Annotated in this window: 14 protein-coding genes; 6 read left to right on the forward strand and 8 right to left on the reverse strand. The window is 64.5% G+C overall.

From position 1 onward, the window contains the following. Window positions 1-21: 21 nt before the first annotated feature. Both BMY84_RS02485 and BMY84_RS02490 read right to left on the reverse strand, forming a co-directional pair. On the reverse strand, window positions 22-999 hold the full coding sequence (locus BMY84_RS02485; protein WP_093080117.1) for an MBL fold metallo-hydrolase: 978 nt from the start codon (window positions 997-999) through the stop codon (window positions 22-24). A gap of 149 nt (window positions 1,000-1,148) precedes the next feature. Then, window positions 1,149-3,371 (reverse strand): TonB-dependent receptor, encoded by a 2,223-nt coding sequence (locus tag BMY84_RS02490; protein WP_177203869.1) that lies wholly within the window; start codon window positions 3,369-3,371, stop codon window positions 1,149-1,151. Between the two features lie 290 nt (window positions 3,372-3,661). On the opposite strand from BMY84_RS02490, the gene BMY84_RS02495 reads away from it, so the two are divergent. The 3 genes from BMY84_RS02495 to BMY84_RS02505 all read left to right on the forward strand — a co-directional run bounded on the left by BMY84_RS02495 (window position 3,662) and on the right by BMY84_RS02505 (window position 6,295). Further along, window positions 3,662-4,735 (forward strand): aromatic ring-hydroxylating dioxygenase subunit alpha, encoded by a 1,074-nt coding sequence (locus BMY84_RS02495; RefSeq protein WP_093080123.1) that lies wholly within the window; start codon window positions 3,662-3,664, stop codon window positions 4,733-4,735. A gap of 207 nt (window positions 4,736-4,942) precedes the next feature. After that, window positions 4,943-5,218, forward strand: coding sequence for an HU family DNA-binding protein (locus BMY84_RS02500; protein WP_093016809.1), 276 nt, complete (start codon window positions 4,943-4,945; stop codon window positions 5,216-5,218). 210 nt (window positions 5,219-5,428) lie between these two features. After that, window positions 5,429-6,295, forward strand: a complete 867-nt coding sequence (locus BMY84_RS02505; RefSeq protein ID WP_093080125.1) for a Rossmann-like and DUF2520 domain-containing protein — start codon at window positions 5,429-5,431, stop codon at window positions 6,293-6,295. A gap of 3 nt (window positions 6,296-6,298) precedes the next feature. Here the strand turns inward: BMY84_RS02505 and BMY84_RS02510 are convergent, their stop codons facing one another. From BMY84_RS02510 to BMY84_RS02535, 6 genes are read right to left on the reverse strand one after another with little or no spacing between them, the layout of a single operon-like run. Continuing rightward, window positions 6,299-7,372: a glycosyl hydrolase family 8 gene (locus BMY84_RS02510; RefSeq protein WP_093080128.1), complete on the reverse strand. Its 1,074-nt coding sequence runs from the start codon at window positions 7,370-7,372 to the stop codon at window positions 6,299-6,301. Next, complete coding sequence (bcsD, locus tag BMY84_RS02515) at window positions 7,362-7,826, reverse strand: cellulose biosynthesis protein BcsD (protein ID WP_093080131.1); 465 nt, start codon at window positions 7,824-7,826, stop codon at window positions 7,362-7,364. The genes BMY84_RS02510 and bcsD overlap by 11 nt, the downstream gene beginning before the upstream one ends. Beyond that, complete coding sequence (locus BMY84_RS02520) at window positions 7,823-11,194, reverse strand: cellulose biosynthesis protein BcsC (protein WP_093080133.1); 3,372 nt, start codon at window positions 11,192-11,194, stop codon at window positions 7,823-7,825. Before BMY84_RS02520 ends, bcsD begins: the two co-directional genes overlap by 4 nt. Continuing rightward, entirely contained in the window at window positions 11,191-15,576 is a 4,386-nt protein-coding gene (bcsA, locus tag BMY84_RS02525; RefSeq protein WP_093080136.1) for a UDP-forming cellulose synthase catalytic subunit, read from the reverse strand. The genes BMY84_RS02520 and bcsA overlap by 4 nt, the downstream gene beginning before the upstream one ends. Then, on the reverse strand, window positions 15,573-16,289 hold the full coding sequence (locus BMY84_RS02530) for a cellulose synthase operon protein YhjQ/BcsQ (RefSeq protein ID WP_093080139.1): 717 nt from the start codon (window positions 16,287-16,289) through the stop codon (window positions 15,573-15,575). Before BMY84_RS02530 ends, bcsA begins: the two co-directional genes overlap by 4 nt. A 5-nt stretch (window positions 16,290-16,294) precedes the next feature. Beyond that, on the reverse strand, window positions 16,295-16,630 hold the full coding sequence (locus BMY84_RS02535; RefSeq protein ID WP_093080141.1) for a hypothetical protein: 336 nt from the start codon (window positions 16,628-16,630) through the stop codon (window positions 16,295-16,297). 491 nt (window positions 16,631-17,121) lie between these two features. Here BMY84_RS02535 and BMY84_RS02540 point away from each other — a divergent pair, with 491 nt between their 5' ends. The 3 genes from BMY84_RS02540 to BMY84_RS02550 are packed head-to-tail and all read left to right on the forward strand — an operon-like array spanning window position 17,122 to window position 21,298. Beyond that, complete coding sequence (locus tag BMY84_RS02540; RefSeq protein ID WP_177203870.1) at window positions 17,122-17,544, forward strand: hypothetical protein; 423 nt, start codon at window positions 17,122-17,124, stop codon at window positions 17,542-17,544. After that, window positions 17,541-20,372, forward strand: a complete 2,832-nt coding sequence (locus tag BMY84_RS02545) for a response regulator (RefSeq protein ID WP_093080147.1) — start codon at window positions 17,541-17,543, stop codon at window positions 20,370-20,372. The genes BMY84_RS02540 and BMY84_RS02545 overlap by 4 nt, the downstream gene beginning before the upstream one ends. Next, entirely contained in the window at window positions 20,369-21,298 is a 930-nt protein-coding gene (locus BMY84_RS02550; RefSeq protein ID WP_093080149.1) for a diguanylate cyclase, read from the forward strand. The genes BMY84_RS02545 and BMY84_RS02550 overlap by 4 nt, the downstream gene beginning before the upstream one ends. Window positions 21,299-21,455: the final 157 nt, after the last annotated feature.

The following is a 21,455-nucleotide window of genomic DNA, read 5'->3' on the forward strand; positions in this document are numbered from 1 at the left end:
CACGAACGGGGGTGAGAAAGCTCAGACAGCAATCGCCATCAAATCCTGCCCGACGATAATCTCCCCGCCAAAATGTTTCCGCAGCGGCGCGACAAACCCCGCCGGATCGAAATCCCGCCCGATCACATAATGGCTGAGCGCCAGCTTCTTCACCCCGGCCTGCGCGGCCATCTGGCCCAGCGCGTCGGCGGTCAGATGCTGATGTTCCATATGCTGCATCAGCAAGTCCAGCTCCTGCCCCTTGCTGCCCGCCGCGATCAGCGCCGCCTTCATGCTGGGCAGGTCGACAATCTCCGACACCATCAGCGTCGCGCCCCTGGCAAAGCGCGTCAGCGCCTCGGACGGCCCGGTATCGCCGGTGAACACCACCGCCCCCGCCGCCATGTCGAGCCGATAGCTATAGGCCTTGTCCACGCCATAGGCATGCGGTGCGCTGCGGATCTCCGCGAAATGCGTGTTGGCGACTGCGCTCAGCTTCACCGTGCCGTCATCGAACAGCCGTTGCGGCGCGCTCACATCCACCTCTCGCGCGGGATAGAGGCTGGCGATGGGCGGTCGCTCCTGCGCCTGCGCGCGGAAGATATCCTCTCCGACCCCGATTGCGGCCACCGTGCGCTCGACCAGCGTGCGCGTGCCGGGCGGTCCCCAGACTGGCATGGGCTGGCGCCGCCCGCGCATCCATCCGGTCGCCATCAGATAGTCGAGGCCCAGCGTATGATCCCAATGGAGATGCGTCAGCAGCGTCGCATCCACCTTCGACGCGAGCACGCCCGCGCGCGCCAGTTGCTGGCCGACATTCTCGCCCGCGTCGATCAGATAGGTCTTGCCGCCCACCTGCAACAGGCTGGCGGGTTGCGACCGGTCGGCATGGGCGGGCGGCCCGCCAGCGGTGCCGAGCAGGGTCACGGTCGCGCCCTTTGCCTCTTGGGCTATCAGCCGCGTCGGCATCAGCGCGCCTGCGCCGATCAGCCCCATCATCATGCGGCGATCCAGTTTCATATGCCTCTCCTTGATCGACAGGAAAACGCGCCATCCGCCCGGCCAGGCGAATGGCGCGCTCCCCCTTATTCCCAGAAACCCGGCTCGATTTCGTTTGTTTGACGCATTTTCCGAGGCGCCGGGTGTTTCCACCCGGCTAGAAAATGCTTCTAGAAATCGAAACCGAGGGTCACGCCATAGGTTCGCGGCGACGCCTGGACACCGTTGTCGGCGAAATTGCTGGCGCCGAGTTGCTGGAAATAGAAGGCATTGGTCAGGTTCTTGCCCCAGACGGAGACGCTGGCGCCGCCGCCGACCTGCCAGTTGATCGATGCGTCGACCAGGTCATAGGCGGACTGCCGCACGCGATTGTCGGGGTCGGCGGCCCAGCCGTCATTATGATAATAGTTGCCCGTGATCGTGACCGGCCCGATCTCGTAGGAAGCGCCCAGCGACAGCGTCCAGTCCGGCACATTCTGCAAGCGCTTGCCGCTGGCGTCGCCCGTGGTCAGAATGTTGCCGCCTGTCGGATTGGGTGTTGTCACCTGCGCATTGGTGAAATTCTTGTAGCGCGCATGGGTCCAGTTGACGCCGCCGGTGATGCTGAAATGCTCGAACGGCTGGAGGATGAAGTCGGCATCCACGCCATAAATCCTGGCGCCGTCGGCATTATAGACCGTCTGGATGCCATTTTGAATCTGCATCACCTGCACATTCTTCTGGTCATAATAATAGCCGGCGACGTTGAAGCGCAGGCGGCGGTCGAGCAGGTCGGTCTTCAGGCCCACTTCATAGGCATCGACCACTTCAGGCTTCAGTACCTTGTTGGTGATGTCGGTGGCGAGGCCGAAATTGCCGACGACATAGGCGGCGCTGCGGAAACCGCGATTATAGCTGGCATAGGCCATGACCTGCGGCGAAAAACGGTGGTCGAGCGACAGCCGCCAGGTCATTTTGGGGAAAGTGTCCTCATAGCTTTCCAGCACGCCCTGCGGCGCGGTCTGGGTGGCGAGCGGCGTGCCATCTGCGGCATAGGTGATGCGGATGCCCTCCCCCTCGCGCTTGTCATGGGTATAGCGGATGCCGGCGGTCAGATTGGTCGCTTCGCCCAGATGATAGGTGCCCTGCGCGAAGGCGGCGAGGCTGTTGAGCGTCTGCGTCGCGGTCACATCGGTATAGCGGCCGAACTGGTTGAGGAAGGCGGTGCGGCTGCGCCCCGGATTGAAGCGGCCCTTGCTCCACATATAGAAGCCGCCCAGCACCCAGCTCAGCGCCCCGTCATCGTCGGACAGCAATTGCAATTCCTGCGTAAACTGTTCGTCGATCTGGGTATTTTCGATCTGGAAGCCATGGGCGAAGCCCAGCGGCGGGCTGTTGGCGCCCGGCACGCCGACCCAGTCGCTTTCGGTCGTGCCATCGGGGTCGAATTTCACATAAAGGCGCATCTTGCGATAGGCGCTCAGGCTCTTGGCGGAAAAGCCGCCGAAATCATGGGTGATGTCCAGACTGCCGCCATATTGCTTCGAATCCATCATGGGATCGAAATCGGAATCGATGTCGCGCCGCCCGCCACCGGCATAAAGGCCGCGCACATTCTTGCTGATCGGGCGGAAGGCCGGATTGACGCCCTCGACCGTCGAATAGTCGCCCGACATCTGGACCGTGGTGGCGTCCCCCTCCCACAGCAATTTCCCGCGCGTGCTGAAACTGCGCTGGGTCATGATGTCGTTGCCGGTATAGACGTTGGTGCCGAAGCCCTTGTCTCTATTCTCATATTTGGCGGCGATGCTGGCGGTCAGCCCATCGGTCAGCCCGCCGCTGACATAGGCGGACGCCGTCACCGTATCATAATTGCCATAGCCGAAGCGGACATTGGCGGTCGGCGTGTCGCTCGGCTTCTTGGTCGTGATCTGGATGAGGCCGCCCGTGGCGTTGCGCCCGAACAACGTGCCCTGCGGTCCTTTCAGCACCGCGACCTGCTCGATATCGTTCAAATTGGTCAGCGCACCGATCGGCGAACTGACATAGACGCCATCGATATAGGTGGCGACCGGGTTCTCGACGCCGGGGCCGGTGCCGGTCGATCCGACGCCGCGAATACGCGGCAGGCCAAAGCCGCCGACAGCCGTGCTGAAATTCAGGCTGGGCGCGACATTCTTCAGGTCCGACGTATCGGCAATGCCCACCCTCTCCAGCGTGGCGGCCGACACGGCGGTTACGGCGATCGGCACATTCTGCTGGTTTTCCGCGCGCTTCTGCGCGGTCACGATGATGTCGGCGATGCCACCGGCCGGGGCGGCATTCTCCTGCGCCAGCGCCGGCATGGTCAGCGCACAGGCAGCGCCGGTGCCGGTCATCAGCAGCGCGCGCAATCTCGTCTTGGTTGAAAGCATGACTTCCCCTCCTTGGGTTCGCCGGACGATCGGCGTTGGCGCCCTGCGGCGCATCGTTTCGTCAGCAACATTGGTAGGACAGGGGATTGGTCCCGGCGATAGCGCTAATCGCAAATATGTGTCGCGCCGGGCGCACCAATGACGGCGGATTTCCGATCGCGCCTGCGCTGTTTCTGATCCCGGTCCGCGCCACCATTGCCGTTTCCGCACCATAAACGTGCCGATTGTCGCCTTTCTGGCGCGGCGGCGGCCCTTACTATGGCGGGAAAGGACAGCAGAGGATTACAGGCATGTCGATCAAGGCGGATTTCACCCAGGGCTTCGTCCGCAACCATTGGTATGCGGCGGCATGGGCCAGCGATATCGGGGATGCACCCGTCGCCCGACAGATATTGGGCGAAACCGTGGTGCTGTTCCGCCAGCCCGATGGCGTGATCGGCGCGCTGGAAGATCGCTGCCCGCACCGGCTGGCGCCTCTATCGCTGGGCGAATGCGCCGATGGCGGGCTGCGCTGCGGCTATCATGGCATGGTGTTCAACGGCCGGGGCGACTGTATCGGCATTCCGGGGCAGGCCATCATCCCGCCGACGGCGCGGGCGCGCGCCTATCCGGTGGCGGAGCGCTATGGGCTGGTGTGGCTCTGGACCGGAGAGGGCGCGGCCGACGAAGCCAAGCTGCCGCAGGTGCTGGGCCATGGCGAGCCGGGCTGGGCGGTGCTGGATCAGGGCTATCAGCATCATCGCGCCAATTACCGGATCGAGATCGAAAATCTCATGGATCCTGCGCACACCACCTTCCTCCACAAGGAGACGATCGGGAACAAGGCGGCCAAGGATGTTCCGGTGCAGGTGGCGCAAAGCGACTATGGCCTCAAAGCCTATCGCTGGATCGAAAATGTCCCGCCGACCCCGCTCGACAGCAAGAGCCGCGACTTTGGCGACGGCCGCGTCGACCGGCAGGTCGCCTTCCATTTCGAACTGCCCGCCACCAGCTTCGTCGATATCGCCGTGATCCCGGCGGGCATGGAGCGGACCGATGCCAATCTGATGCATGGCGGCATCCGCACCTTCAGCTATAAATTCCTGACGCCGGAAACCGAACGGACCACCCATTTCTTCTGGCTGCACCTGCGCAATTACCGGCAGGAGGACAGCGGCTTCGACGCAGGGCTGCGCGCCAGTCTGGAAAAGACCTTTCAGGAAGATAATGTCATGGCCAGCGCCATTCAGGTCGAACAGGAACGGACCGGCCTGCGCCAGAAGACCGCCATCGCCATCGATCGCGCGCCTGTCATGGCGCTGCGCATGATCGACCGGATGATCGCTGCCGAACAGGTTGATGACGGCGTCCCGATTCCCGCCTGAACGGTCCTGTGCGTCCGATCGGAAGGCGACTGGAGGGAACTGAAAGAGGATCTCGGGCGTATGTGCGCCGCCTTCCTTCAGTCCGCTGACTGCCCAGACCCCTAAATCCGCCCAATAAAGGCGGTTTGTCGTGCAAAGGCGGATGGACCAGACCGGATGGAATGGCTAAGTCGCCAGTTCAACTACCAAGGGAAAGGACCCCCTCACATGAACAATGCTGACCTCGCCGACACCGTCGCCAGCGCCAGCGGCCTTTCGAAGGCCGACGCCAAGAAGATCGTCGACGGCGTGTTCGCGGCGATCGCCGACGCTGCTGCCAAGGGCGAGGAAGTATCGCTGAACGGCTTCGGCAAGTTCAAGGTCAAGGAAAGCGCAGCGCGCGAGGGTCGCAACCCCGCCACCGGCGCCACCATCCAGATCGCGGCGTCGAAGAAGCTGGGCTTCACCCCCGCCAAGGCGGTCAAGGACAAGCTGAACGGCTGATCCCTTGCTGGTGCTGGCGCGGCGACTCCGGTCGCGCGCCAGCACCCACCTGATGACCTGATATCGCTCGCCGCAAAGGCTTGAGTCTCCCTCGCCATCGCCATGCTGCCTGTAGGCGATGCGCTTCCCTTTTGCCTTGACCATCCGCAAACGCGGTTCGCGCCGATCGACCGGCTTTGCGCGTGCGGGACCAGCCGCTAAGCAGGGCCGATGCAGCAGACTATCGCCTATCGCCAGATCGGAATCGTCGGAACCGGGCGCGTCGCGCGCGCCATGGCGCTGGCTTTGCACAGGCATTGCGCCGAACCACTGATGCTCTGGGGACGCGATCCCGATCAGGCTCGCGCCGTTGCCGATATCATGGGGCCTGTTCACGCGGTGGAGTCGCTGGAAACAATCATCGCCACTTGCGACCTGATCCTGATCGCCGTGTCGGACGATGCACTCGCGACCGTCATCGCGGCGCTCGCCGCCGCTGGCCCTTCTTCCGCTTTCGCCTGCCATGTCAGCGGACGCAGCGGGGCCGCCATCCTCGCGCCGCTGCGGGACAGCGGCCTGCTGACCGCCGCCATCCATCCGGCGATGACCTTCACCGGCAATCCGGACCGGGAGGTGGCGCGCATGGCGGGTGCCCGTTTCGTCATCACCGGCGACGGCCCGGCCGCGGCCCATGCGGCCGAACAACTGGTGGCGCTGCTCCACGGCGTGCCCGAATATGTCGCGGAGGTGCAGCGGCCGCTCTATCATGCGGCGCTCTGCCATGCCGCCAATCATCTGGTCACTCTGCTCGCCGGATCATGCGATGCGCTGAAGACGGCGGGCGTGGCTGATCCGCAGGCGCTGATCGGGCCACTGGTCCGCGCCGCGCTGGAAAACAGCCTCGACCGGGGCTTTGCCGCTCTGTCCGGTCCCTTGCTGCGCGGCGACGAGGCGACGATCCTCGATCATCTGACGGCACTGGCCGCCGACAGCCCGGCCTTGCTGCCGCCTTATCGCGCCATGGCCCGCGCCACGCTGGATCAACTGGCCTCTACCGGTCGGCCCGCCGCGCCGTCACTCGCGCAACTGCTGGACTGAGCTCTATTTCAGATGCGCCGCCAGCATCTGGAGCGAGGCGGCGAAATAGTCCGTCGAAAGCCGGTCCGGCGCGCTGCCGCCCAATATGTTCGTCGCGATCGCCGCGCCACCGGCGGACAGGGCATAGGGGGCGACCTCGCCCGACTGCACGTCGACCCAGGCGGGGATCGGCTGGTGATTGCCGGTATAGCCCTGCCAATATTGCCGGATCGGCGCGACCAGTTCGGTCCGCCGCCCGGCCTGCGCATAGAGCGGCACGCGGATCGCGTCGAAGCCGAAACGGGCAGGGCGCCCGGCGGCGGGCATCACGCTGTCATGGCCGGTCACGTCGATCCAGTCGGTCGGCAGCGCCAGCGGCCCGAACCGCGCCTTTTCCATCAGCGCCTCGCCATCGCCGATAATCTTGCCCCAGGCCGCGTCCCCGTCCAGATCGCGGAAGGCGTCCAGCGCGGGCCACAGATAATAGGATGGGTTCAGCGTGGCATTGGGTTCGCCATTGAAGCCGTTGAGGCCGGGCAACAGCAATTGCCGCCCGAACCGTTCGATCACCAGCTTCGACCGGATCGCGCCACGGATCGCGCTCGACCGCTGCGCATAGGCCGGATTGCGCCATTTGCGCGACGCCTGCGCCAATGCCCAGGCGATGGCGATGTCGCCATCGGTGGCATTGTTGGGATCGTTCACCGGGATCGCGGCACGCGGATCATAGCGCCAGGAAAACAGCGCCATATCCTGATGCGCCAGCGTGCTTTCCGTCCATTTCCATATCGTGTCGAATACGGGCTGATCGTCATTCCATACCGCCAGCAACAGGCCATAGCTCTGCCCTTCGCTATGGCTGACGCCGCCATTGCCATTGTCGACCACGCGGCCGACGGGGTCCAGGAAGGACGCCTTGAAACTGGGCCAGTCGACGCCGCCGGTCACCGCCGTTTCCCTCCGCTTTTCGATCGGCCTGGCCGACCGGCTGCCGCTCTGCTTCTCCGTCCGGTTTTCGCCCCGCTTTTCCGCGCGGGCGCAGGCTGTCGCCAAAGTCAGTCCCATGCCGATCAGCAGGGTACGCCGGTCAAACCCCATGATATAGTTCCAACGCCTCCTCCGATGCGCGCAGGACAGTGGTGCGCAGGCTGTTGCCGCTACCCAGCACCCGGAACCAGCGATCATAGGCGCTGGTCAGCAGGGTGCGCAATACGACCGGCCAATGCCCGCTGGCGTCGGTATTCCATCCGCGCGGCAGCCCGTGATGATGCACCACTATGCCATTGCCCTGCACGTCCATCCGCACCTCGCCCCAGCCCAACGCATGCCACAGCGCATTGATCCGCGTCGTCAGCCCATGCAGGTCATGGACATCGTCCATCGCGACGATGGCGGCGAGTCGGTAGCCGACCGAGGTGAAAAATCCTTCCGCCTGCGCGCTGGACGCGGTGGCGAAAATCTCCGCGCTGATCAGCGACACCAGCAGTTCGGCGTCGTCCGCGCGATCGGCCGGGGGCGCCTGCGTCGTGAATTTCGTAGCGTCTTCAATCATTGCGAGCCCCCCAGGGATTGCTTGATGCCGATCATCGACTTGAACTCGTCATAGCTGCCGAAAGTATTCTTGCTGATTTCGCCACCGACCCGCGTGCTCGGGCTCACACGATAATAGAAGGAGCCATCGGCCGACAGGGCGAAACCGGTCTTGCTGATACTATCATAATAGGACCGCACATCGCTATTCTGTGCCTTGAGCGCATCGAGCGCCGCCTGCGCGGTCGGATCGGTGGGATAAAGCCCCACCTGCTCCTGATAATAGCTTTGATAGCCCGGCGCCACACCCGCGCGGATTTCCATCCGGTCATCGGTAAAGCTGTACCGGACCGGGAAGCTCACGCTGAAGAAGCTCTGCGGGCTGAAATAGCCGCCATGGCCATAGGTGAAGAAGTTCTGGTTATTGTCATAATCCTGATAGTTGACGTTCACGCCGCCCGTCACCGACGAACGATCGCCGCGATAGAAGGGCAGGTAGCCGCCGACATTCGCCTGGAAACTGCGATTGTTGGGCACATTCACGCCGGCATAGCGATTATAGGCGAAGTCGCCATAAATGCCCGCGCCGTCCCGATCATAGGAGAAGGAGACGCCGCCGCCCGTGCGCATCACCTGACCCCAGCGATCGCCCGTCACCGGATCGCGCGTGCCGGCATAGGCGACCACGCTGTCCGTCACCGGCTTGCGCTCCACCCACACGCGCGCGGTGGTATAGGGCGAAAAGCGCGGCGTCAGCGCCGCCTGCCATGTCACCTGCGTATCTTCAAAGCCCAGCGGGGTCGTGCCCAGCTCCAGCTTCAGCAGCGGCGTTTCATAGGCGGCCGACAAAGCGACGCCGGATGCATGCTGCGTCTTCGCCTGCGTCAGCGCCGATTCCTCTTCGGCGACGATGGCTTCGGCTTCGGCGGTGCCGTTGCGGCCGAAGCGGGCGAGGCCCGATCCGGTCGGGCGGCCGGCATCCAGCGCCACGGCCTGCGCCTTGGCGGAGATGCGGCCATTGCCAAGCCCGGTCGACACTTGCGCGGTGCCGGTCATTTCGCGCAGCGCGCTCAGCCCGGTTTCGCCCGACCGCTCGCGGTAACCGGTGTTCAGGTCGGCGCGCGGCCCGGATTCGCGGGTCAGCTGGCTGATTTCGGACTGGATGCGCCCCAGCACCGGATCACCCGAAGGATTGCTGGCCTGTCCGCCGCTCGCATCGGCATAGGCGGCACTACCCATATTACCGCCGCCGCCCATCGGGGCCGAGGGCGTGCCGCCGGTGGGGAAGGGCTGGCTCGGCGCGGCATAGCCATAGCCGCTATTGGCCGGCGCGATCGGCGCCGACGTGGCGGGCAGGCGTGAACTGCCGCTCAGCGCAAAGGGATTGGCCATCGGCGCGGCCACGGCCGACGCTTGCTGGTTGCGGAACGGATTATTGCCCGAAACCGTCGTGGCGAACGGATTGGCGCTGGTCAGCGTCCCCGCCGCCCCGCTGCGACGTGCATACAGTTCCTGTGCCCGCTTGAGATAGCGCACGGCCGCGCCATCATCGCCGCGCGCTTTCTCCATCCGCGCCGCCGCCATATAGATTTCATAATCATTGGGATTGGCCTGCAAGGCGCGGTCCATCGTCCGCCGGGCCAGCTCGCGGTCGCCCGCTGCCCCCGCCGTTTCGATCAGGCCCATGGTTGCCCCCCGGTCGGTCGGCGACTGGGCCAGCAGCATCTGATAGGTTTGCGCCGCCTGGGCCGGCATCCCGCCCGACTGATAGAGGCGGGCCAGCGCCCCCAGCACTTCCTGATTGCCCGGCGCGGCGTTCCAGGCCGATTGCAGCAGATCGAACGCAGCGGCATTCTGCCCCGCCAGACGCATTCGGTCGGCCTGAGACGCCGCCATCACGCCGTTCATCCGCGCCATGACCTTCTGCCCTTCGGCGGACGGTCCGGCCAGTTGCCCGGCCCGCTGGATCGCCGCCGTGGCAAAGGCGTCCCGGCCGGTCTTGGCCAGCACCCGTACGATCGGTTCATAGGCCTGCGGATCGCTGATCTCGCCCGACATCGCCTGCTGCGCCAGCGACGCCGCACCTTCCCGGTCGCCCAGTTCGTACAGCGCATCGGCCAGGCTCGCCTGCCGCGCGGCGTCCAGCCCCGGCGTCGCCGCCAGTTGCCGCACCGCCGACAAGCCTTCGGCCTGACGGCCCTGCGCACCCAGCGCCTTGGCCCGCTCGACTGCGGCATCGATCTTCAGCCCGACCGCGAAATTGCGCATCTGCTCGGTCCGCTGCATCTCCGGGATGCGCCCGATCAGCGCCTCGGCGGCAGGATCGCGGCCCATTTCCGCGTTCAGCAGCGCCCCGGCATAAAGCCAGTCGGGGTCGCTGGAACTGGACAGCGACGACAGCAGCGATTCGACTTCCGAACCACGGCCCCGCGCCAGCAGGTAACGGGCGAATTCCAGCCGGATCCACGGATCATTCTGGCCCAGCAACAGGCCGGAATGGAAGGCCTGCTCCGCGCCGATCTCGTCGCCATTGGCCGCCGCCGCCAGCGCCTTGGCGCGCGCCGCACGGCTCGCCAGCCGGGTGTCGCTCTGGCTGCCATTTTCCTTGGCCTGCCGATACAGGTCCGCCGCATCGGCATAACGACCCTGCTTTTCATAGATGCTGGCCAGCAGTTCGATCGCCGGTCCCCGCTGTGGATAGCCGGACCGCATCAGTTGCTCGGCCGTGTTCTGCGCTTCGCTCAGCCGGTTCTGCGCCAATGCCGCGCGCGCTTCGCCAAGCCCGGCGAAGAAGCGGGCGGACTGGAGCGCTTCATTCCACTGCGCCGCATTGCCCAGACGCGATGCCTGTTCCAGCCGGTCGCGTGCCTCGCTGAAATTGCCCTGCCGCAAGCGGACGAGGCCAAGCCCGCCCTGCGCATCGGCGTCGCGACCGTTGGCGGCGACGGCGCGCTGGAAATCCCGTTCGGCCTCGGCCAGATTACCCGCATCCAGTGCCTTGAAGCCTGCCGCGCGCGACGATCCGCCACGCTGCGTCGGGGCGCTCGGCTGAACCGCGCGGGGCGCAGGTGCAGGCTGCCAGGTCCGGGTAGGCGCAGGCGTTGCAGCAGCGGCACGGGCCGGCTGCGGCGTCGACGCGGCGGCTACCGGCTTTGGCGTTTCCACCTTGCGCGGCGGTCCGGCCATCGCGGCGCGGGCGGCCGCACTGTTCGGGTCCAGCGCCAGGGCGCGGCGGAAGGCCTGATTGGCCAGATCCTGCCGACCCTTGCCCTGCCAATAGCGTCCCTGTTCCACCAGCGCCGCCACGCCCGGCACTTCGGCCATAGCGGGGGCTGCCAGGGTCAGGGCCGGGCCGGCGCAGCCGACCAGGAGCCACAGCTTACGCATCATGCTTCCTCCGACTCGCCCAGCCGACGGCGTTGCTGGCGGCTGAGATAGAGATAGAGCGGACCGGTCAGGATCAGCGCCGCCAGCAGGCCACAGGCCGCCATCAGCAATGGACGCTGGCTCAGCCAGTAGGCCGCCTTCATCCAGAAGGGCAGATAGCCCACCCAATAGCCCGACCCGACCGCAAAGCTGCTCATCCCGTCGCCATTGACGACCGACAGGTCGCCCTGAATCTGGGCGTTGATCCGGGTGTCGGCCATGCCGCTCACCAGTTGCGGCAGGGTATTGGGATCGTCGGCCAGTACCGCCACGACGCTGCGGCCACGCTCGAATGGCGATTCGAAACCGGTCACGCCGCTAAAGCCCGATGTCGCGGCAAAAAATTGCGCAACCTCGTCATGGCTCGACCGTTCGAAGGGCGAGAAGAAGCCGAAGATGCGCTCGACCGGGGTCGATTCCGTCACGTCCAGCCGACCATTTTCATAACGAACCGGTGCCCCGCCGAACAGCTGGCCGGAACCCGCCACGCTGCTGGCGCCGATCACCAATATGTCGCGCCCGCCCAGCCGGTCCGGCTCGACCGCGTTGGACACGGTCACGGCCGTTGCGGCAGCGCCAGTCGAGTCGCCGAACCGGCCCATCAGCATCAGGAAGGCTTCGACCGCGCCGGTCGACGGGCGTTCGCCCATCAGCACCGTCGTCTCGCCCAGATCGGGGCGGATGGTGAAGGGATAGCCGGCACCGGCAAAGGTCGCCAGATCGGGCATGTGCAGCGCATGATAAGCACGGCTCAGGTCGATCTTGCTGGTCGGCCGCACCGATACGCGGACATTGTCGGGCAGCGTGCCCTGACACTTCTTCTTGTCGGCAATGATCAGATTATAATCGAAGATCAGCTCGTTCTGGCCGAACAGATTGTAGCGCGGCAGCACGATGGACGCATTGCTGTCCTGCGAGCTGGCGCCCGTCTTGCCGATCAGTTGCTCCCACCAGCTCACCCCGCCCAGCGGCAGGCTGCGCAGATACTGGCTGTTGATCGACACGTCGAGGCGCGACGCCCGCTTGTCCAGCCAGGGGGCGGACGGATAGCGATAGTTCATGTCCAGCGTGCCGCCCTGACGCGGCCAGAAGAACAGGTCGGGCGCGACGCGGAAGCGGGCGGACAGCGGACCGGGCGGCAGGCCCATGCCCTGCAACGCATTGGCATCCATGATCTCGCCCAGTTGCACTGCACGATCGGTGCGCAGCCAGCGCGGCGCGGCATAGCGGGCATAGGTCGGGATGCGCACCCCGTCGAAGCTCATCTTCTGCCCGCCGAACAGGCCCCGGCCACTGGCCAGCGCGGCGGCGGCCAGCTTCAGTTCCTGCCCGTTGCGGCCCATGATCACCAGCAATTCGCCGAAATTGTCGCGCGGATTGCGGATCACGGCGGCGCTGGGACCGGTGAAGGTCAGCGGCAGGCCGGCGATCGGCCGGTCGGGCGTGGCGAAGATGATCGCATTGCCCTGCGGGATCTGATTGTAGACCGGCTTGAAGCTGAAGCCGCGATAGCTGGCGAGACTGCCGAACCAGGAAGAGATGCTGGCGGCCGCCTCCAGTTCGTTCGCGCGGGGCGACCCGGCGAAGATGAAGGGCAGGCGCAGCGGCAGATTGTCGCTCTTGTCAAAGAAGGGCGCAGGCAGACGGCCCAGATCAGGCTGCAACGGCAGCGTCTGGATCGTCATGTCGAACCAGGAGCGCACATTGCTGATATTGGCCCAGAGCGAGCTGTGGAACGGGTCTTCGCAATCGCGGGCATAATGGCCCACCAGACGCAGGTTCAGTTGGTTGTCGCCGGGCAGGAACAAAGCGGGATTGACCGGAATGCGGATATTCTGGCCCGCCGATTCGGACGAGGGCAGGGGAATGGTTCGCACCACTTCGCCGTTCAGCATGACGACCAGTTGGCTCAGGTCACCCAGCAGCGCGGGCGACCAGGCGAAATTCAGCGTCAGCGCGGCATTGGTCACCACCTCGTTGCGGCGCAGGCCGAACGGGATACCGATTTCGCCGCGCGTACCGGCCAGCCGGATCGGCGTCTTGAGCTGGAGATCGCGGAAGCTCAGTCGCTGGTTGCGCACGCCGCTCGTCGCCGAAGCCGCGGCAGGCGCAGCAGCGGGGGCGGGTTGCGCACGGACCTGCGGCGCATTGGCGAAGGGCAGGCCGATCAGCGCGGCGACCGCGGCCGCCTTCGCCACGGCCTTGGCCGCGCCGGATTTGGCAGCCTCTGCCTTCGCGGCGGCGAGTTGGCGCTTATGGTCGCGCCGTTCCGTGCGGTTGAGGAAGAAGATGCGCTTGAGCGTGACCATGTCCACGATGATGATGTCCAGCAACGATCGGAGGGTGGATACCGGCTTGCGCGGGGCGGATGGTTCCCAGGCGTCGGCCCGGCCCAGCACGGCCCGCACCAGTTGGCGCGAAAGGGTGGTGTCCAGCGGCCGGAACCGCAGGCTGGCTTCGCCCCGGTCCAGTCGCACGGTGTCGACCGGGATGGTCAGCGTCTCGTCGCCCATGGGCAGCGAGATGTGGGAAACCTGCCGGTCGCGCATCGAAAAATCCTTGGGGATGGTGATGGCGACGCCACCCATGGAAATGTTGGTGGTGCACGCCTCGATCACATAGCCGTCCTGCATGTACAGGGTGACCGGCAGCTGCGAATCGATGCGGATATGCTCGCGGGTCTGGCGCGTTTCGCGCGCGACGGAGACGGCCGCGATCAGGATGATCAGGCTGAATACCGCCCAGATCACGTTCAGCGTCAGCGAGTCCGCCTGAATGTTGAACAGGTGGGAAAAGAAGAACAGCTTGACGAAGCCGATGATGATCCCCGCCAGCATCAGCCCGATGCAGATCAGGTGTGGCCGAACGGTCGCGAAATCGAAATAGGTCTGGTCCAGCGTGCTGCCCTTGTCGGTCACGTTGAACTTGCCCTTGCGCGGCTGGAACAGCGTCACCACCGTGGGCTTCACCAGATGGAAGGCCAGGATGGTTTCGTAGATTTCGCCCCAGAAGGGACGACGGTCGCCGCCCTGCGTGATCGCGCCCGACGCCATCGAACAATAAAGATGCGGCAGCGCATAGGCGAAGATCATCGATGCCGACGCATGGATGATGTTCTGGCCGAAGACGAGATAGGCGAGCGGGCTGGTCAGGAACACGATCCGCGGCAGCGGAAACTGGAAATGCAGCATCGCGTTCAGGTAGCAGAAGCGCTGCTGCCAGTTCAGGCCGCGCCCCAGCAACGGATTGTCGATGCGGAAGATCTGCGTCATGCCGCGCGCCCAGCGGATGCGCTGGCCGATATGCACGACCAGCCGCTCGGTGGCGAGGCCGGCGGACAGGCGCGCGCCGATATAGGCGGTGTTCCACCCCATGCGTTGCAGCTTCAGCGCGGTGTGGGCGTCTTCCGTCACCGTCTCGCCGGCAAAACCGTTGGTCTGCATCAGCGCCTCGCGGCGGATGACCGCGCACGATCCGCAGAAGAAGGTCGCATTCCACAGGTCATTGCCCGACTGGACCGCGCCATAGAAGAGGTCGCCTTCGCCCGGCAGGTCGCGCACCGTGCCCAGATTGCGCTGGGCCGGGTCCTGCGAATAGAAATGGTGCGGCGTCTGCATCAGCGCCAGTTGCGCATCGCGCTGGAACCAGCCGACCGTCATCTGGAGGAAGGCGCGCGTGGGCACATGGTCGCAATCGAAGATCGCGATCAGCGACCCGTTGGTCTTCTTCATCGCCGCGTTCAGATTGCCCGCCTTGGCGTGCAGATTGTCGCCACGGGTCAGATAACCGCACCCGGCCTGCCGCGCGAAGGCCTGAAATTCGGGCCGGCGGCCATCGTCCAGAATGAAGACGCGGAACCGGTCGGCGGGATAATCCATGTCCATCGCCGCGAACACGGTGTTGCGGACGATCGACAGGCTTTCATTATAGGTCGGGATATAGACGTCGACGAACGGCCACTGGTCCGGCTCGCCCTGAATTTCCACGATCTGGCGCTTCAAAGGCCATGCGGTCTGCAAGAAACCCAGGATCAGGATCAGCCAGGCATAGCATTCGGCCAGATACAGCCCGCTGCCCAGCATGAATTCCAGAAAAGTGCCGAATTCCAGCGTCGCCGTGGTGCGCCAGAACATATAGCGGGTCGACACGATGATCGACAGGATCGCCAGCGTCAGCAGCGCGCGGCGCGTGCCGATCCGGCCCAGCACGACGCCACCGGCAATGGTCAGGAACGCAAAACCCCACTGGGCCGACAGGCTCAGCGGGACGGTGACGGCCAGCACGGCCAGCAGCACGGCCAGAGCAATCAGCCCCGGTCCGCTCATCCATTGCCACAGGCGGCTCATGACTGCGCCTCCGGCGTCAGGCCAAGGCCACAGCGGCGTTCCACGGCGATCGCCAGCTTGGCAAGGTCGGCCAGCGCCACGCTGGCGGGCGCGAAGCGGCCGATCGGCTCGAACATGGCGGCGGCTTCATTGACGGCCTCGTCCCGACGGACCGTGCCGATCAGCCGATCGCCAACCAGTTCGCGCAGAAAGATGTGCGAATGGCGCGACAGCCGATGCGTGTCGTCCAACTGGTTCAGGATGAAGGCGGTATTCTGCAACTCGATCGTCGGCGTGCCCGGCTGCACCTTGGACAGCGCGACCAGCGATCCGGGACGCGGGTCCATGACGCAGATGTGCAGCAGCGCATGGGGCAGCAGCAGCTCTTTCGTCTCCCGGTCGCCCGCCGCCAGATCGGCGATATAGAATCGGTCCCCGGCAAAGGGGGAGGCCGCGTCGGCGTTCAGCCGCTTGCGAAAGCCCGGATCGCTGCCCAGTTCATGCGCCGCCAGCAATTCGACCCCGGACACCACCGTCGCTTCGCCGACATGCGTCACCATATTGGGCAGCGGCTGTGCGGGCAGCAGCCCGAAATAGAGTTTCAGCGAATCCTGAAAGGTGAAGTCGAGCGCCGTCACCTCATGCCCGCGCTCGGCCAGCGCGATGGCGAGCTGTGCTGCGATGAAGCTGGTGCCCACACCGCCCTTGGGTGAATGGCAAAGCAGAAGCGGCATGATCTCTACCCCGAATTCTTGGAGGATAGCTGGCCCAGAAAGCCGCGCAGATCGTCGCCGGGGCGGCTCGCTGCGGCTGGGCTGGGCTCGGCGTAACGGGAAAACATATCCGGACTGTCGGCCGGGCGCGCGGCGGGCGCATAATGTTTCGCCTCGCTCGCGCGCATCGCGGCTTCCTTTTCGGCCAGAGCCGACATCGGCCTGCCGACCACCCGTTCGTCCGCCAGCAGGGCTTCGAAAATCGGCCACAGCTCCATGTCCGCAAAGGCGTCATGAAATTCGCGATAGCGAAAATCCTTTTGCCCGAGGCGTTGGAGAAGGCTGGTCGTGTCAGCGCGCATGATGGCTCCTTGAGTGGCTGGCCCACGCAATTTGGTACCCTTCAATGCCTAACAAAATTTTAAGCCTGTCTTTCGCGGCGACGATTGACGTTGCGGCGCGGCGTCGTGATTGCGCCTTCCCATTGACGGGAAAGAAGAAAAACTGAATGGCGCGATAATATTCCACAGCCGAAACGATATCGGCGGATTGCCTTCATTTCTGGATGATGACTGATAAAGTTCAGAAAAGGCCAAGTTTTGGACTGTCTATTACAGGGGTGATTTATGATTTTGCCTGATCAGCATTGATCGGCGAATCCCGTCTTTCCAGTTGGGCGCATCATGCGATTGAGTTGTTGTGCGCGCCAATCATGAGTGATCGTTTGCCCGAATTCGCCGCTTATGAAGTTTCGCAAGGATATCAATGTCCAGGCGAATGTTGTCACGGTTCGTCGCACAATAATTAGGTTCAATTAACCAATATAAAACCCTCTTCTGGTCATCATGCGGGCATGAGACAGGAACAGGCCCGATCCCATATCAAGGTCCTCTCCTCCTCGCGGACGGGGGCAGAGAAGCAGTCTGCTGTGCTACAGCGCAGTGGGGGCGGGCGGCTGTTCGTCTATCTTCCCGCCGCCCTGCTGCTGTTCGCTGGCCTCACCGGTCTTGGCGCCGCCTCGCTCTATGGCGGGCCGGATTCGGGCTGGTATCTCGTCATCGCCGCACCGGGCTCGACCCGCGCGCAGACGATCAATCTCGTCAGCGCGGCCAACGGTCGGCTGGTGCAGGCGGGCCGCTTCTCCAACATCGTCATCGCCGGGTCCGACCGGCCCGATTTCCCCGCCGCCCTGCGCAAGGCAGGCGCCTGGCTGGCGGTCGCCGCCCCACCGGGCGGCGGTTGCCTCGACCCTTCCACTCGGGAACAGAGCCTATGACCATCGAACTCGATACATTGCGATATCATTTCGGCCGGTTCCTCGTGCCGCTTTTCTGGGCGCATGTGCCGCTGCTGGCGACCGTCGCCCTGCTGACCGGCCATTCGCCGACCGGTGCAGCGATCGCGGGGGCGGTGCTGGCGGGGGCCTATCATCTGATGTGGTGGAGCCGTGGCATCGCCGTGGAAACCCGCTGCCTGTCCGCCATCGCGCTGGTCGGGGAACCGGCGATCCTGCTGTTCCTGCTGCGCGGCCATGCCTGGCAGATGGACATGCACATGTATTTCTTTGCCATGCTGGCGCTGACCATCGCCTGGTGCGACAAGCGCGCCATCCTGGCCGCCGCCACTGCCACCGCGGCGCATCATCTGCTGTTGCTCTATCTTCTGCCCTATGCGGTGTTTCCGGGGCAGGGCAATCTGGAACGCGTCCTGCTCCATGCAGGCATCGTCGCCTTCCAGACGGCCGTTCTGGTCTGGCTCAGCGACAAGCTGGTGGAAAGCTTCCAGCGCAACCAGCGCATGGGCGACGAGATATTGGCCAAGAATGCGGCGCTGGAGGAACGCACCCGCGAGGCGGAGGAAGCGAACCGCGCCAAGAGCCTGTTCCTGGCCAATATGAGCCATGAAATCCGCACGCCGATGAACGCCATATTGGGCTTCTGCCATCTGGTGATGCGCACCGATCTTGACCCCAAACAGCAGGATTATGTCGGCAAGATCAATCAGGCCGGCGTGTCGCTGCTGCGCCTGATCAACGACATTCTCGATTTCTCGAAGAATGAAGCGGGCAAGCTGACGCTGGAATCCAACCCCTTCAACCTGCGCCGCGCGATCGAGAACCAGATTCATCTGGTCGCCGACAATGCCGAGGCGAAACAGGTGAAGCTGGTGTCCCGCATCGCTTCCACCGTGCCCGACCGGCTGGTGGGGGATGAGATGCGCTTCTGTCAGGTCGTGCTCAACCTGCTCAGCAACGCAGTCAAATTCTCCGAGGAAGGCAGCGTTACGATCAGCGTCGCGCTGCTGTCCGAACAGCAGGGGCAGGCCATGCTTGAATTGTCGGTGCGCGACACCGGCATCGGCATGACGCCCGAACAGCAGGCTGCCCTGTTCCATTCCTTCACCCAGGCCGACAGTTCCACCACGCGTCGCTTCGGCGGCACGGGCCTTGGCCTCGCCATCTGTCGCCAGATCGTGGAGCAGATGGGTGGCAGCATCCGGGTGGACAGCCAGGTGGGCGAAGGCAGTATCTTCACCTGCCGCATTCAGATGGCGCTGGAAGACAGCCTCGTCGCGCTGGAAACGCCCTTGCCCGATCAGATCCGGCGCCTGCGCGTGCTGGCGGCGGACGACAATCCTGCCTCGCGCCAGATCATGCATGATGTGTTCGCCGGCTGGGGCATGACGGTCGATCTCGTCGCATCGGGGCATGAGGCACTGGCCGCGATCGACGCGGCCGATCAGGGTGGCAAACCCTATGAACTGGTGCTGCTCGACTGGAAGATGCCCGGCATGGACGGGATGCAGGTGGTAGAGGAGATGCGCGTCGCTCCTTATCAGGGGGCGCGGCCCAAGACGCTGATCGTCACCGCCTATGGTGCTGACGATTTTGTGAACCATGCGCAGGATGGCGACATCGCGGCCTTCCTGACCAAGCCGGTTGTGCCCAGGACGCTGATCGACACCATCATCGATGTGTTCGCGCAGGATGATGTCGCGCCCGTCGTGACCGTCGCTCCCATGACGGATGCGCTGCCGATGGTGGCGGAGCCGTTGCGCGGCCTGCACGTCCTGCTGGTCGAGGATAATGAGATCAACCGCGAAATCGCCACCGAATTGCTGTGCGATGCCGGTCTGCTGGTCGATTGCGCGGAAAATGGCCGCATCGCCTGCGACATGATGCGCGACCATGGCGCCCGCTATGCCGCCGTACTGATGGACGTGCAGATGCCCGAAATGGACGGCGTCACCGCGACGAAGGTCATCCGCGAAAGCTGGTCGGCCGACCGCCTGCCGATCATCGCCATGACCGCCCATGCCTATGAGGAGGAAAAACAGCGCTGCCTGTCCGCCGGCATGAACGATCATGTGGCTAAGCCGGTCGATCCGGCCGGGCTGGTGCGCACGCTCAATCACTGGCTGAAACCGGTCGTGGTCGCTGCGCTCGCGCCGCAACCTGTCGCGCCGACCAAAGTGCCCGACGGCGCCTTGCCCGACAGCCTGCCGCCCTTCGACATTCAGGGGGCATTGCTGCGGGTCAATGGAAAGGCGACATTGCTGCGCAAGCTGATCGTGACCTTCGGCAACACCTATGCCGATGTCGCCGGAGAATTGCGGGTGCTGATTGGCACCGGCATGCTGCCTGACGCGCGGCGGCTGGCCCACAGCCTGAAGGGCGTGGCCGGATCGCTGGAACTGCCACAGGTTCAGGCGATGGCCGCCGATATCGAACGCATGCTGGCCGCGGGCGAAGTCGATCAGGCGCGCGGCGCGATTGTCGATCTGGAAAGCATCATCGCCCCCGCCATCGTCGCGGCACGCAGCTTGACCGGGGGAGGGCAGGCGACGAGCGTCGTCATGATCGCGCCCGCCGATCCCGGCGCGATCCATGCGGCCCAGCATGAATTGCGCGATCTGCTGCGCCGCCGCAGCATGGGCGCACGCGCCAGCTTCGGCCGCTTCGCCGATGCGCTGGGCCTGCCCGATGATCAGCGCGCCAGCCACCCTGTGCAGCAGGCGCTGGACAAGCTGGATTATGAAGCCGCGCTGGCGCTGCTCGATGGAGAGAGCGCCCGGCCCGAAGAACGAACGGGGGTGATTTCATGAGCAAGGGCACGATCCTCATCGTCGACGATGAAATCTCGAATATCGAGATCATGAACGCGGTGCTGGAAGATGATTATGAAGTCTGCTTCGCCACCTCCGGGCAACAGGCACTGGATGCCGCACGCACGGCGCAACCCGACCTGATCCTGCTCGACGTGCTGATGCCCGGCATCGACGGGTTCGAAGTGTGTCGCCGGCTGAAGGCGGACCCGTTGCTGGTCGATATCCCGGTCATCTTCACCACCGGCCTTGGCGATACGGAGGATGAGATGCGCGGGCTGTCGCTCGGCGCGATCGACTATGTCACCAAACCGATCCAGCCGGCCATTTTGCGGGCGCGCGTGGGCAATCATGTGGAATTGAAGCGCCTGCGCGATCAGCTGGCGACGCTGGCCGTCACCGATGCGCTGACCGGCCTCAGCAATCGCCGTCACCTCGAACGCGCGCTCCAGACCGAAAGCGCCCGGCTGGCCCGTTCGGAAGACTGGCTGTCGGTCATCATGCTCGACATCGATTTCTTCAAACAGTTCAACGACACTTATGGCCATCCGGCGGGCGACCGCTGCATCATGATGGTCGCCGCCGCCCTGACCCGCGCGGTCAAGCGCGCGACCGATTTGCCTGCCCGCTATGGCGGGGAGGAGTTCGCCTGTATTCTGCCGGGCACCGACCGGCACGGGGCGGAACTGGTGGCGCAGGAAATCCTGCTCCAGATCCAGTCGCTCAACATCCCGCACGAACAGTCGCGGGTCAGCCCCTTCATCACCGTCAGCATCGGCGTCGCCAGCGCCCGCTGCCTGCCCGGCATGTCGGCGGAAAACTGGATTTCCGAAGCGGATCGCCAGCTTTATATCAGCAAGCAGGAAGGCCGGAACCGCATCACCATGAGCGAATTTGATCAGCGGGAGGAATATTGCCGCTCCTGACCGGCATCGCTTCCTATCCTATGCGGCTTGGTGCTGATAGGATGGCGACAGGCCTGTGATGTGGCGGGTCGCCCGCTGTAGGATATATAATTTCCATCACGCGACATATCCTGTCGAAACTTGCGCGACATATGCGAAGTTAAGCGCGCGATATCCT

The sequence above is a fragment of the Sphingobium sp. AP50 genome, from assembly GCF_900109095.1.
In the GTDB taxonomy this organism is placed as follows: Bacteria; Pseudomonadota; Alphaproteobacteria; order Sphingomonadales; family Sphingomonadaceae; genus Sphingobium.